The 12,139-nt window shown below is 70.9% G+C and carries 11 protein-coding genes and 1 pseudogene; 3 read left to right on the top strand and 9 right to left on the bottom strand.

Annotated features, from left to right (window positions below; translation table 11 throughout):
- Nucleotides 1–94: 94 nt before the first annotated feature.
- Nucleotides 95–1,315 carry a LeuA family protein gene (locus ER308_RS13115; RefSeq protein WP_131155410.1) on the top strand — a complete coding sequence of 407 codons (1,221 nt, stop codon included), beginning with the start codon at nt 95–97 and terminating at the stop codon, nt 1,313–1,315.
- Between the two features lie 70 nt (nt 1,316–1,385).
- Here ER308_RS13115 and ER308_RS13110 read toward each other — a convergent pair whose 3' ends face one another.
- Together ER308_RS13110 and ER308_RS13105 are read right to left on the bottom strand one after the other, a co-directional pair.
- Nucleotides 1,386–2,147 (bottom strand): SDR family oxidoreductase, encoded by a 762-nt coding sequence (locus ER308_RS13110; protein WP_131155409.1) that lies wholly within the window; start codon nt 2,145–2,147, stop codon nt 1,386–1,388.
- A gap of 148 nt (nt 2,148–2,295) precedes the next feature.
- On the bottom strand, nt 2,296–3,543 hold the full coding sequence (locus ER308_RS13105; protein WP_131155408.1) for an acyl-CoA dehydrogenase family protein: 1,248 nt from the start codon (nt 3,541–3,543) through the stop codon (nt 2,296–2,298).
- A gap of 269 nt (nt 3,544–3,812) precedes the next feature.
- On the opposite strand from ER308_RS13105, the gene ER308_RS13100 reads away from it, so the two are divergent.
- Nucleotides 3,813–4,634 (top strand): TrmB family transcriptional regulator, encoded by an 822-nt coding sequence (locus ER308_RS13100; RefSeq protein ID WP_131155407.1) that lies wholly within the window; start codon nt 3,813–3,815, stop codon nt 4,632–4,634.
- A gap of 2 nt (nt 4,635–4,636) precedes the next feature.
- Nucleotides 4,637–5,017 (top strand): hypothetical protein, encoded by a 381-nt coding sequence (locus tag ER308_RS13095; RefSeq protein WP_131155406.1) that lies wholly within the window; start codon nt 4,637–4,639, stop codon nt 5,015–5,017.
- Nucleotides 5,018–5,035: 18 nt separating this feature from the next.
- Here the strand turns inward: ER308_RS13095 and ER308_RS22470 are convergent.
- From ER308_RS22470 to ER308_RS13055, 7 genes and pseudogenes are all read right to left on the bottom strand, one after another.
- Nucleotides 5,036–6,027, bottom strand: a pseudogene (locus ER308_RS22470) (LLM class flavin-dependent oxidoreductase).
- Nucleotides 6,028–6,082: 55 nt separating this feature from the next.
- Nucleotides 6,083–6,550: a universal stress protein gene (locus ER308_RS13080; RefSeq protein ID WP_131155403.1), complete on the bottom strand. Its 468-nt coding sequence runs from the start codon at nt 6,548–6,550 to the stop codon at nt 6,083–6,085.
- A 58-nt stretch (nt 6,551–6,608) separates the two neighbouring features.
- Entirely contained in the window at nt 6,609–7,679 is a 1,071-nt protein-coding gene (locus ER308_RS13075; RefSeq protein ID WP_131155402.1) for a nitrilase-related carbon-nitrogen hydrolase, read from the bottom strand.
- Between the two features lie 33 nt (nt 7,680–7,712).
- Nucleotides 7,713–9,002, bottom strand: coding sequence for a TRAP transporter large permease (locus tag ER308_RS13070; protein WP_131155401.1), 1,290 nt, complete (start codon nt 9,000–9,002; stop codon nt 7,713–7,715).
- On the bottom strand, nt 8,999–9,595 hold the full coding sequence (locus ER308_RS13065) for a TRAP transporter small permease (protein ID WP_131155400.1): 597 nt from the start codon (nt 9,593–9,595) through the stop codon (nt 8,999–9,001). Before ER308_RS13065 ends, ER308_RS13070 begins: the two co-directional genes overlap by 4 nt.
- Nucleotides 9,592–10,647: an NAD/NADP octopine/nopaline dehydrogenase family protein gene (locus tag ER308_RS13060; RefSeq protein WP_240732100.1), complete on the bottom strand. Its 1,056-nt coding sequence runs from the start codon at nt 10,645–10,647 to the stop codon at nt 9,592–9,594. The genes ER308_RS13065 and ER308_RS13060 overlap by 4 nt, the downstream gene beginning before the upstream one ends.
- Nucleotides 10,648–10,809: 162 nt before the next feature.
- Complete coding sequence (locus ER308_RS13055; RefSeq protein ID WP_131155398.1) at nt 10,810–11,949, bottom strand: TRAP transporter substrate-binding protein; 1,140 nt, start codon at nt 11,947–11,949, stop codon at nt 10,810–10,812.
- Nucleotides 11,950–12,139: the final 190 nt, after the last annotated feature.

Below are 12,139 nucleotides of genomic sequence, written 5' to 3'. Positions count from 1 at the left end.
CCACCGCGGCGACCCTCCGCCGAGCTCGAGGCTGGGAAACCACACGGGCCGGTTCGAGGCTTTCGAATCACCTGGCGATGTGATCTAATATCGAATGATCACAGCCCTCCAGCCTGGAGCGACGAACCCCATGGTGGACCGCGCGCAGTTCTACACGAGCCCGCTCAACGCCCAGGTGCTCGGCGATGCCGTCGGCCGGAGGATCGGGATCTACGACACGACGCTGCGGGACGGAGAGCAGAGCGTCGGCGTGGTGTTCGACCCCGAGGACAAGGTGCGCATCGCCCACGCGCTCGACCGGCTCGGGGTGCCGCGGATCGAGGCGAGCTTCCCGCGTGTGTCACCGCGCGACGAGGAGGCGATCCGCCTGCTGGTCCAGGAGGACCTCGACGCGCAGCTGTGGGGCTTCGGGCGCGCGGTCCCCGCCGACATCGAGTTGCTCGCGGGGCTCGGGCTGCCCGCCACCATCATCGAGGCGCCGGTCAGCCACACCAAGCTCGCCGCGTACGGGGTCGAGCCCGAGAAGATGCTCGAGCGGATCCGTACGGCGGTGCAGGCCGGGGTCGAGAGCGGCATGCGCGTGTGCTTCTTCGGCGTCGACGGGTCGCGCGCGCATATGGACCACCTCCGCGCGTCCTACGAGGCCGCGCTCGAGGGTGGGGCCGAGGAGATCGCGGTGGTCGACACCATCGGCGTGCTGGCGCCCGAGGCGGTCCGCCACCTCGTCGGCTCGGTCCGGGGATGGGTGGGTCCCGACATCCCGATCCACTGGCACGGGCACAACGACTTCGGGCTGGCCACGGCGGGAGCGGTCGCCGCCGTCGACGGCGGGGCCAACTGGATCCAGGCGACGATCAACGGGATCGGCGAGCGCGCCGGCAACGCGAACATCGCCGAGATCGCGCTCGCGTTCGAGGGCCTGTACGAGCACCAGACGGGCCTGCGCCTCGATCGCCTGCGCGAGACGTCCCAGCTCGTGGCGGAGCTCGCCGGCCACGGCTACGAGCCGTGGAAGTCGGTGGTGGGCGACAACCTGTTCATCCGCGAGAGCGGCGCGGTGGCGATGCAGTTCCACGAGCCCGAGGCCGTCGAGCCCTACGCCGCCGACCTCGTCGGAGCCGAGCGCAAGATCGTGCTCGGCAAGAAGAGCGGCGCGGTCAGCCTCGACATCAAGGCCGAGGAGCTCGGACTCGACCTCGACGGACTCGACCAGATGGCGCTCCTGCAGGAGGTCAAGCGCTTGAGCGAGGATCACCGCCGCACGATCACCGACGCCGAGTTCGTCGAGCTCGTGAAGCGCGCGCAGAACGGGTAGCCACCCGCTCCGAGCGACGTCACGACGAGCGGGCACCGCGTCGCGGAGCCACCGCAACGCGTCCCGGCGGTCAGCGCATGTGCAACCCGCCGTTGATGTCCAGCGTCGCGCCGGTGATGTAGCCGGCGTCCTCCGAGGCGAGGAAGGCCGCGAGCGCGCCGACCTCCTCGGGGCGCCCGACCCGCCCGACCGGGATCTTGTCGGCCAGTGACTCGATCGCGTCGTCACCGAGCCCTTGCAGGAGGGGACTGTCGATCGCCGCCGGCGCGAGCGCGTTGACGGTCACGCCGGATCCGGCGAGCTCCTGCGCCACGATCTTGGTCAGCACGAGGATCCCGGCCTTCGACGCCGCGTAGTGCGCACCCATCACCGCGCCGCCCTGCTGGCCGGCGATCGAGGAGAGGTTGATGATGCGGCCCCATCCCCCCTCGCGCATGAGCGGACCGGCGAGCTGACAGCCGAGGAACACGCTGCGCAGGTTCACCCCGAGCACGTGATCCCACTCCTCGGGCTCGATCGCCCAGAAACTCCGCATCACCGAGGCGGCCGCGTTGTTGACGAGCACGTCCACGCGCCGCCAGCGCGCGCCGACCTCGTCCAGCGCGTGCGCGAACGCCTCCCGATCGCCCACGTCGGCGGACACGGCCATGGTCGCCTGCTCGGACGGATCGAGCTCGTGCGCGGCGGCCTTCGCGGCGTCGGCATCGAGATCCACGAGCGCGACCCGGTGTCCGGAGTCCTGCAAGGAGGCCGCGATCGCCTTGCCGAGGCCCTGCCCGGCGCCGGTCACGACGGCGACGCGGGGCTCGTCGGGTGTCTGGCTCTGGGTCATGACCCCTCCTTGGCTCGTGCTCCCCCCAGATCATGACGGTTGGCGAGCAGACGCGGAAGGCCGCCTTCGGCGACCCGGCGCGAACGAACCCCCGGGGGTCTCTGCCTTCCGGGGGTCTCGCCCCCGGGGGTCTCGTCTCGCCCGGGGTCTAGGCCTCGCCGCTGCCCACCAGCTCGTCGGTGTGCGGCCGGCTGCCGTGGCCGGACTCGTCGGGCGGGATCTCCGGCTTCAATTGCACGCCGAGGCTCGTCGCGCCGAGCATGCGCTGGGTGTCGACGTTGTTGTACGGCATGATCGGGCCGGCCAGGCTGTCGCGGAGCATGCGCTCGAACGGGAACCGCTTCATGTAGGCCGGGCCCCCGACGACGTCGACGAGACGCTGCATGATCTGCAGCCCGTTGTTCGCGCACACGGCCTTCGACAGCGAGGTGCGGGCGAGGCCCTCCTGCACGGAGTACTTGTCGAACAGGTCCCCGGACATCACCTCCTGCGCGTGCCGGTAGAGCATCGCCCGCGCCGACTCCTGCAACAGCTCCACCTCCCCGAAGATGTGCTGGACGACCGGGTCGGTCTCTCGGCCGCGCTGGAGGACCATCTGCCGGGCCCACTCGATCCCGCCGCCGGCGATGCCGATGTAGACGGCCCCGAACGTCGCGATCCCGCGGGCGAACGCCGTCTTCAGGACCGTCGCGTCGAAGTGCCCGACGGGCATCGAGTGCACGACGTCCTCGTCCGGCACGAACAGATCCGTGAACACGAGGTCGTTGCTCTGGGTCCCGCGCATGCCGAGGGTGTCCCAGGTCTGCTTGATCTCGACGGCCTCCTCGCCCATCGCCGTGCGCATCAGCAGCACCCGCGGCCCGTGCTCGTGGTCCTCGGTGCGCGCCGTGAACGAGAAGTGCGTCGCGACCGCCGAGTTGGTCCCGAAGATCTTCCGGCCGTTCACGCGGTAGCCCCCGTCCGCGCGCTCGGCGGTGACGGTCGAGTCCGTGAGGTCGTTGCCGACGCCCCGCTCGGAGGTGATCGACGCCCAGACGATCTCATCGCGGGCCACCGCCCGCAGGAACTCCTCGAGTTTGGGGTTGCCCGTCTCGCGCCAAATCGCGGCCCACTGCCCCACCGGGGACACGTGCATGTTCACCGCGAGCGCCGTGGCGCCGTCGCCCATCGCGAGACGCTCTTGCGCGAGCAGGAGCTCGTGGAAGTCGGCGCCGTACCCACCGAGCTCCTCGGGCACCGTGAGGCGCAGGTACCCGGTCTCGCGCATGTCCTCGTAGTTCTCCACCGGGAAGCGGTTCTCCCGGTCGGGACCGTCGGCACGCTCCGCGAACGTGTCGGCGAGCCGGCCCGCCAGCTCGACGATCTCCCGTTGCCGATCCGTGAGGCAGTGCTGCATTGCTACCACCTTCCTCGCCGTCGTGGGCACGGTCACCACCGAGCGCGCCGACCCCCGGGACACCGAGCCGGAGCGTTGGGCGGATCACGAACGACGACTCGGGTGCACGAGTTCGGGTGCACGAGGGTTGATACTTGATACTACCTAGGGTTAGTGACACCATAGCCGACCTCGCACCCGCGCTGTCAAGGGGCGAGCGGGGCCGCGCCACCCGTCCCGAGTACGGCACCGGTCCACCGCCCGAGCGGCGCCGGCGACACGAGGCGGCCATGGACGACACGATCACGGAGCGGCTCGTCGAACTCGGCCTCACACGCAACGAGGCCCGGGCCTACCTCTCGCTGCTGCGCCACGGCCGCCGATCCGCCGCCGAGGTCGCCGAGGCGGCCGGAATCCCCCGCCCGAAGGTGTACGAGGCGCTGAACGCGCTCGAGCGGCGCGGGTTCGTGCGGTCCGGGGGTCAGCGGGTCCGGGCGTTCGAGGCCGTGCACAGCGAGGTGGCCCTGCCCGAGTGGGTGAGCCGACGCGACCAGGAGCGCAAGCTCGAAGCCGAGCGAGAGCAGCGCCTGGCCGACGAGCTCTCCGCGACCCTGCCGAGCCCACCCGAGCCCACCCCGGCGCCCGCGCACACCGAACTCATCGATGTCACGGAGGGCCGGGAGGAGACCGCCGGCCTGTACGAGGACCTCGTGGCGCGCACGAACCGTACCGTCGACGTCTCGTACGCGGGCTTCGGCGTACGCCCCCGGGAGCGGTGGGCCGACGCCGAGCGCGGCGCCCTCGACCGCGGCGTGCGCGTGCGTGTCCTCTTCGCCCCTGAGCTCCTCGACGATCCCGCGCGCTGGAGACCCGTCGAGGAGGCGGGAGGCGCGGTGCGGATCTCGGCGACGTTCCCCCTGAAGCTCGCGATCCGCGACGGCGAGGAGGCACTCGTCGTGCTGCTCAGCGAGGCGCGGGACGGTGGTGAGGGCGTTCGCACGGTCGCGATCCGCCACCCGGATCTCGTGGCCCCGTTGCAGTTGTTGTTCCAGCAGGAGTGGCGGCGCGCCCGCGCCGTCGACACGTCCCCCGACACGGCACAGGAGGAGTAACGATGTCCGACGACCAGCAGAGCTACCGCGACAAGGGCCCAGCGCTGCGGGTGCTCTTCTGCATCGGCGTGCAGCAGCCGCTGTTCGAGGAGCCGGCCGCCAAGATCCCCGAGCTGATCCCCCAGATCGCCGACGCCTTCGCCGACCTCGGTGGGCGCTTCGGGATCACGGTCCTCGGCACGATGGACGACGACGAGCTCATGGTCGGCTCGTCGCCCACGTGGCCCTGGACGGCGTACATCCTGGCCGACGCCCCGTCGCTGGAGGCCGTCACCGGCGTCTGCAACATCGTCCGCGACGGGGAGATCGACGAGTACCGCCTGTGGCGCTACCTGAAGATCGAGGCCCGCGTCGGGCGTCAGCTGTTCTTCGGCAACGAGTGAGAGGGCCCCGCTCGAGCCTCAGCGGGTCGCTTCCGCCCGACGTGCGATCTCGGCACCGAGGATCTCCAAGGCGTCTTCGGGTCGCGGGCCGAGGATCCCGGAGAACGACACCGCGTCGAAGCCGGCCGCCTCGAGCCGACCGAGCCCGCGACGCAGGTCGTCGGCGTCGCCCGCGGCCATGAACCGATCGATGGTCTGCTCGCTGATCGTCGCGAGCGCGTCGCGGTCCCCGTGAACCGTGGCGTCGCGGGCGGCCTGCACCTCGACGTCGGGGATCTCGTAGAACGACAGCAGCGGACCCAACTCCGGCAGGAACGTGGCGAGCACCTCCCGCGCCCGGGCTCGCGCGCGCTCACGGTCGGCGTCGAGGCACGTCCAGTTCTCGAGCACGACCTCCACCGCCGAGGGGTCACGACCGGCCTCCCGCGCCCCCTCGGCGATCCACTCGCGCGCCCGGGACATGTACGCGGGGTCCCACTGCGCCGCGGCTCGCACGCCGTCGGCGATCGCGCCGGCGCGGCGGCAGCCCTTCGGTCCGAAGACCCCGAGTGAGATCGGCACGCGCCGGCGCGTCCCGAACTTCAACCCGTGACCCGGTCCGAGCGCGAACACCTCCCCCTGCCACGGGGTGTCGTCGCCCTCGAGCAGCATCCGGCACACGTGCACGGCCTCGGTGAGCCCCTGCAGCGAGCCGCGGTGACGCTCGCCGATCAGGGAGTAGAGCGACCCGCGTCCAAGGCCGAGCGTCGCACGACCCCCGACACCTCGTCGAGGTGCGCGCAGTTCGTCGCGATCACGGCCGGGTGCTGCACGAACGGGTGCGTGACGTTCGGCCCGACGCGCACGTGCTCGGTGGCCCGCGCGATGTCGCAGAGCACGGGCCACACGGGTCGGCGCATCAAGGTGTCGTGGAAGGTGACGTCCTCGAGCCCGAGCGCCTCCGCTCGGCTCGCTAGCGCCGGGAACTGCTCGAGCTCGAGGGTGCCGTGCAGCTGCAGCCCGAACCGCATCAGGCCCGCCCGTGCAGACGGCCGCGAACCGTGCGGTGGTGCGGAGTGAACCGGGTCACGCCGACGGCTCCTCACCACCTACGGTGCCGCCCGACGCGGGGTCGGCGGGCTTGGCCGCCAGCACCGAGCAGGGCGCCGCGAGGATGACGTCCTGCAGGTTGCTGCCGAGCAGCAGCTTGCCGACCCGGGAGCGCTTGCGCACCCCGACCACGATCAGATCGGCCTCGGCGCGCGTCGCGTAGTCCACGAGCGCTGCACCGGCGCTGTCGCGGTCGTCGCGCACCACCTCGCCGCGAGCGTCGAGACCGTCGTCGACGAGCCTTGCGACGAGCTCGTCGAGCCGCTCGGCCGCCGCCGCGACCCCCTCCTCCCGATCCCGGGCCTGCGAGGCGTGCTCGCCGACGCTCGTCGTGTCGCACACGACCACGTGCAGCCGGGCGCCGTGCGCGCGGGCCTGCGCCGTCGCCTCGTCGAGCGCCCGCTGACCGTGTGGGGTGTCGACGTAGCCGAGCACGATGTCCATGGGATCTCCGATCGCACCGTGCGGATCCACCACGGACCCGCCGACGCCCGCGCCACGCTCACCGACCCTCGGGCCAGCGGTAGATGTCGCGCTCGACGAGGTACTCGATCTGCCGGTCGGTCACCTGTGCCTTGTAATCCGCGTGGTCGTACGGCTCACGATCGAGGTAGAGGTTCTTCGGATACACGGGCTGGTCGTAGATCAGCCGGTACTGCTCGGTGGTGAGATCCTTCATCCAGTTGTTCATCTGGGCCCGCGTGCGGAAGTCCCGGAGCGCCTCGACGTCGATCTGTCCGGCGATGTAGGTCGAACCCGCGCCGTAGTCCTGCTGGCCCACGACCCGGCCCTTGTAGTCGCACATCATCGACCGCCCGCCGAACGTGTCGATCGGCAGCTCGTCCTCGGCGTGCAGGTAGTAGGTCCCCATGTTCGGCGCGAGGACGTAGAAGTTGTTGTCGAGCGCCCGCGCCCGGTTCTGGACCTCGAACAGCTCGTTGCCGGTGTGCGGGTGCGGGTACGACGCGCGGTAGACCACCTCGGCCCCGTTCATCGCGAGGCCGCGCGCGTTCTCGGGGTAGGAGCCCTCGTTGGCCATCATGACGCCGAGGCGGCCGATGTCGGTGTCGACAACCGGGTAGAAGGCGTCGAGCGTCTCGCCGTAGAGCTCGACCCACCGGTCCCACACGTTGTGCGGGGTCACCGAGTGCTCCACCGGCAGCAGCGGTACCACCTTGTAGTGGATGAGGATCAACTCGCCCTGCGGGTCGAGGACGAACCCGGCGTTGAAGAAGCGGCCGGGGAACTCCGGGTGGCGGACCTTCGCCTGGGCCATGAGGTACACGCCCCACTTGCGCGCGAGGTCGCCGAGGAACTCGGTCTCCTTGCCCGGCAGGTCGATCGCGCACTCCCGGGCGAAGGTCTCGTGGTGCAGATCGAGGACCTCGTCGTTGAAGCCCTGCAGGGCGCCCTCCGGCACGATGACGAGGCGGACCGGCAGGTCCATGCTCGACAGCCACGAGGCCGCGGTGACGAGCTCGGCGAGGTGATCGAGGTTGCGCTGGATGTCGTCGCGGGTCCTGATCCCCCGCACCGTGGGGATCAGGCCGACCGCGGAGTAGGGCTGGATCATCGCTGTCTCCTCCTCGACGTCGGGGGATGGGTGCTAGAGCGCGAAGAGCGCGATGCCCGGGAAGGCGATCAGCAACGCGATCACGAGCACGTAGGAGAGCATGAACGGCAGGACGCCCCGGAAGACCTCCACCACGCCCAGGTCGGGGTCCAGGGAGCTCACGATGTACACGTTGACCCCGACCGGCGGGGTGACCGCCCCCAGGCTCGTCACGAGCGTGATGAGCAGGGTGAACCAGATCGGGTTGAAGTCGAGCGCGAGCGCGAGCGGGAAGAAGATCGGGATCGTCGCGACGAGGAAGCCCAGCGCATCCATGATCAGGCCGCCGATCAGGTAGATCAGCAACACCATCAGCAGCATCCACAGGGGATCGACGGCGACGTCCGCCGCCCACTCGGCCAACTCGAACGGCAGGCGCGTCACGGTCAGGAAGCGGCTGATCACGACCGCGCCGGCGAGCAGGAGGATCACCATCGCCGAGATCCGCAGCGTCTCGAGCGTGGCCAGCTTGATCTGCTCCCAGTTCAGGTTCCGGCGCGCGAACCCGATCACGAACGCCCCGAAGGCGCCGATGGCGCCCGACTCGGTGGGGGTAAACCAGCCCAGGTACAAGCCCCCGATCACGAGCGCGAACAGCACGAGCGTCTCGATGACACCACCGAGCGAGCCGAGCCGCTGTCCCCAGGAGGCCTTCTCGCTCGGCGGTCCCAGCTCGGGGCGCAGGCGGCACAGGACGACGACGGTCAGGAGCAGCATGATCGTGAGCATGATCCCGGGGGCGATCGCGGCGACGAACAGCCGTCCGATGGACAGCTCGGCCTGGATGGCGATCACGATCAGGACCACGCTCGGGGGGATGACCACGCCGAGGGTCCCGCCCATCGCGACGCTGCTGCTCGCGAGGGAGCGCGCGTAGCCGTAGCGACGCATCTCCGGCAGCGCCACCGTGCCCATCGTCGCCGTGGTGGCGGTGTTCGAGCCGGAGACCATCGCGAAGCCCATGCTCGCGAGGATCGTCGTGGCGGCGACCCCGCCGGGCAGGTGGCCGAGCCAGTTGTAGGCGGTCTCGTACAGCCGCTGGGTGATGCCCGAGCGGTAGGCGACCTGCCCCATGAGTACGAACATCGGGATGACGCTGAGGCTGAACGCCGAGAGCTGGTTCCACACGTCGGCGCTGATCAACTGGAGCGCCGCATCCGGTGTGAGCACGACCATGGCGCCCACGAACCCGACGATCATCATCGCGAACGCGACGGGCATGCGCAGCAGCATCAACGCGAGCATCGCGACGACGCCGATGCCCGCGATCGCGAGATCGCTCATTCCCGTCCTTCCGACCCGTCGTCGTCGGCCATGTCCGTGGCCGTCCCCGTCCACCCCGTCCGATCGCCCTCACGACGCGGAACCATCGCCTCCCGCCCGTGCCGAAGGAGATCAGCGAACAGCGCGAGGACGAACCCGGCGAACCCGACAGCCACGGCGAACGTGAACGGATAGAAGGGGACGCGCAGCACGTCCGAGAGGCTCCCCACGTCGCGCAGGTGCAGGCCGTGCTCGACGAGCTGCCAGGTGACGATGACGAAGAACCCCGTGGCCACCCCGGTCATCACGGCGCGCAGGACGGCCTGGATGCGGAGGGGCATCAACCGGGTCAGCACGTCGATGTCGACGTGGCCGCGCCGGGTCTGCGTGTAGCCGACCGCGAGACCGTTCGTGAGGGCGGCCAGCCACCCCACGAGCTCGAACGAGCCCGCGATCGGCGCGCCCGCGAACCGCAGGACCATGTTCACGACCGTGAGCAGCATGATCGACAGCACCGCGATGGCCGCCAGCGTCGCCAGCGCACCGTTCGCGCGGCGGCTCACCCGGTCGACCCGCTCGTCGAGTCCTCCCCGTGCCGCCGCCTCGCTGCTCATCGCCCCCCTCCATGGCGTGCCGCGGCACGGAGCACCTCGAGGTCCTCGGCGCCGATCGAGGCGGCGCTCCGCCCTTCCGTCCAGGGATCGACCCCGAGGGACGGGGCCGCGAGCGTCAGCAGGGCCTCGCTGACAGGCATCGGCTGGCCCGCGGCGCGCCCCCACGAGGCGGTCAGGACGAGCCCGCAGAGCAGGTCCTCGGTCACGTAGCGGTGACGTGGGTGCAGCCGTTCCCGCCACAGGCCGCTCTCGACGAGACGCCGCTTCGCGTCGCTGCCGTACATCCCCTGGGGCGATTCGTCGTAGTGCGTGCGGATGGGCCAGTGCTCACCGGGGAGGTTCAGGGTGCGCCGCAGCGCGATGCGCTCCTCGTCGACCGCGAGGATCGTGCGGACCACGCCCTCGGACGTCCCGGCCGCATGGATGTCGAACGCGTCCCCGAGCGACTCGATCGCGCCGAGATTCTGCACGATCAGCGGCGGGTGCAGCACCGGCCCCCAGTTGCACAGCGCCGCGTCCCACCCGTCGCTGACGCGAACGGCCGACGGGTAGGCGGCCGCGAACGCCTCGTGGGCCGCGTCCGCGGCCGGCCCCTCCCCGGGGATCGAACCGGTCGGCAGCCGGGTCGCGACGACCGGGATCGACACCTCGCCGGGGGCGGTCACGCGCGCGAGGTACGGCAGCGTCCCGGTCTCGAGGAACGTGACCCCGGGCCGCCGCTGCGCTCCCAACCAGGAGCCGAACGTGCCCGGCGTGAAGGCGACCGCCTGCCCGTCCCGGAGGGCGGGCGCGAGCCGGTCGAGCAGCGGCGGTTGCGCGTCGGCCGGCAGCGGCGCGACGACGAGATCGGCGTCCTCGACGGCCTCGGCGAGGACGTCGGTGCACCGTTCGACGGTGATCTCGCCCTCGCCGAGGATCCCCGTGTAGCGGAGGCACCCGTCGGGGGGGAAGGCCCCCGCGTCGCGACGCCACCACGCGACGCGATAGCCCTTGAGTTGCAGGTCGACCACGGCGGCATGCGCCCCGTTGCCGCCGCCGAGCACCGCGACCACGCTCAACGGTCGCGTCCGGATCCCGCCGGTTCCGCTCGCTCAGCACCGGAGCGAGGGGGCGTCCGCGGTGGTGTCCCCACTCGCCCCTCCTGACGTCGTGGCCGTCGATCGTCCCACGGTGGCGGGCGGGCTGCGGGCGGATCAGCCCGCAACCCGCCCGGGCTATCCGTGCTCCTCGGCGTGCTCGTCGCGGAGCTCGAGCATGCGCTCGTGGAACTCGTCGCCCGGGAGCCCCGCGTCCTCGGCCTCGTCGAGCCACGCTTCGGTGATCGGCTCCATGAGCTCGTCCCAGCGCTCGGCCTCGTCCTCGTCGAGCTCGACGATCTCGTGGCCGTGCTCCTGATCGGCCCACTCGAGCGCGCCCTCGACGTTGTCGGTGTCGTGGTAGTTGCCGGTCCACTCCGCCATCTCGGGGCCGAGCCCGTCGATGGCCTCCTGGACGTCGGCGGGCAGGCCCTCGTACTGGTCGAGGTCCATGACCGCAGCGAAGGAGTTCACCACCGTCGGGTGATCGACCGTGTAGCCGAGGTTCTCGGCGAGCGCGAAGTCCTCCAGGGTCTCGCGGGAGGTGAGCACCCCCTCGATGACCCCGGTCTCGACCGCCTCCGGGACCTCCGGCATCGGCATGCCGGTCCCGCTCGCGCCGAACGCCTCCAGGACCGGGATGCCGCTCCCGGTCGCCCGCATGTCCGTGCCCTCGACGTCCTCGACGCCCTCGACGCGGTCGATGGTCATGAGATGCGCGGGCTCGGTGGTGAACGCCGTGAGCACCTTGAAGTCGTCGTAGAGCTCGTCGGGCTCGAACTCCTCGAGGAGATCCCAGAGGGTCACGCTCGCCACCGTCGCGTTCGGGAATCCGACCGGCAGGGCGATGCCCGACATGAGCGGGAACTGTCCCGTGTCGTAGCCGGGCGAGCCGAGGCCCATGTCCGCGGTCCCCTGCTGCACGCCGGAGTAGATGTCCCCGGCCTCGAGCAGGGTTCCGCCGAAGAACATGTCCACCTCGACGTCGGTCTCGGTCCGCTCCTGCAGCCGCTCCGCCCACTCCTGCATCTGGACCGCGGGGAACGTGCCCTCGGGCGCGAAGAACGCGTAGGTGAGCTCGACGCTCTCGGCCGCCTCGTCCGGCTCGTCGTCCGGCTCGTCGTCCGGCTCGTCGTCGGGCTCCTCGTCGGGTTCGTCGTCCGGCTCGTCCTCCGCGTCGCCGGCGGCTTCGTCGGGCTCGTCCTCGGCGCACGCAGCAGCGGCGAGGGCCAGCACGGCCATCAGCGCGAGGAGCCACAGCACGGTGGGTCTGCGCATGTCCAGTCCTTCCCTGTCGGCCGGCGATCCCTCCGGCCACGGATTCCCGCGTGGCAAGTGATTGGATCTTTGATCAAACGGGTTGTCAAGGTTCGACGGGCAGAAACCCCGCACCGATCGCCCCGTACCCGCCCCAGCGATGTCGTCGGGACGACCCCCGACCTCCCTGGGGACCTTGACGCCGCCGCGA

The sequence above is a fragment of the Egibacter rhizosphaerae genome, from assembly GCF_004322855.1.
GTDB classification, from domain to species: domain Bacteria; phylum Actinomycetota; class Nitriliruptoria; order Euzebyales; family Egibacteraceae; genus Egibacter; species Egibacter rhizosphaerae.
The sequence above is the reverse complement of the archived record's forward strand: the minus strand, read 5'-3'. Positions and strand labels throughout refer to the sequence as shown.

What these genes read in the sequence shown, in the direction of transcription:
- ER308_RS13115 (WP_131155410.1), top strand. Translation starts at nt 95, where the DNA reads ATGATCACAGCCCTCCAGCCTGGAGCGACGAACCCCATGGTGGACCGC.
- ER308_RS13110 (WP_131155409.1), bottom strand. Translation starts at nt 2,147, where the DNA reads ATGACCCAGAGCCAGACACCCGACGAGCCCCGCGTCGCCGTCGTGACC.
- ER308_RS13105 (WP_131155408.1), bottom strand. Translation starts at nt 3,543, where the DNA reads ATGCAGCACTGCCTCACGGATCGGCAACGGGAGATCGTCGAGCTGGCG.
- ER308_RS13100 (WP_131155407.1), top strand. Translation starts at nt 3,813, where the DNA reads ATGGACGACACGATCACGGAGCGGCTCGTCGAACTCGGCCTCACACGC.
- ER308_RS13095 (WP_131155406.1), top strand. Translation starts at nt 4,637, where the DNA reads ATGTCCGACGACCAGCAGAGCTACCGCGACAAGGGCCCAGCGCTGCGG.
- ER308_RS13080 (WP_131155403.1), bottom strand. Translation starts at nt 6,550, where the DNA reads ATGGACATCGTGCTCGGCTACGTCGACACCCCACACGGTCAGCGGGCG.
- ER308_RS13075 (WP_131155402.1), bottom strand. Translation starts at nt 7,679, where the DNA reads ATGATCCAGCCCTACTCCGCGGTCGGCCTGATCCCCACGGTGCGGGGG.
- ER308_RS13070 (WP_131155401.1), bottom strand. Translation starts at nt 9,002, where the DNA reads ATGAGCGATCTCGCGATCGCGGGCATCGGCGTCGTCGCGATGCTCGCG.
- ER308_RS13065 (WP_131155400.1), bottom strand. Translation starts at nt 9,595, where the DNA reads ATGAGCAGCGAGGCGGCGGCACGGGGAGGACTCGACGAGCGGGTCGAC.
- ER308_RS13055 (WP_131155398.1), bottom strand. Translation starts at nt 11,949, where the DNA reads ATGCGCAGACCCACCGTGCTGTGGCTCCTCGCGCTGATGGCCGTGCTG.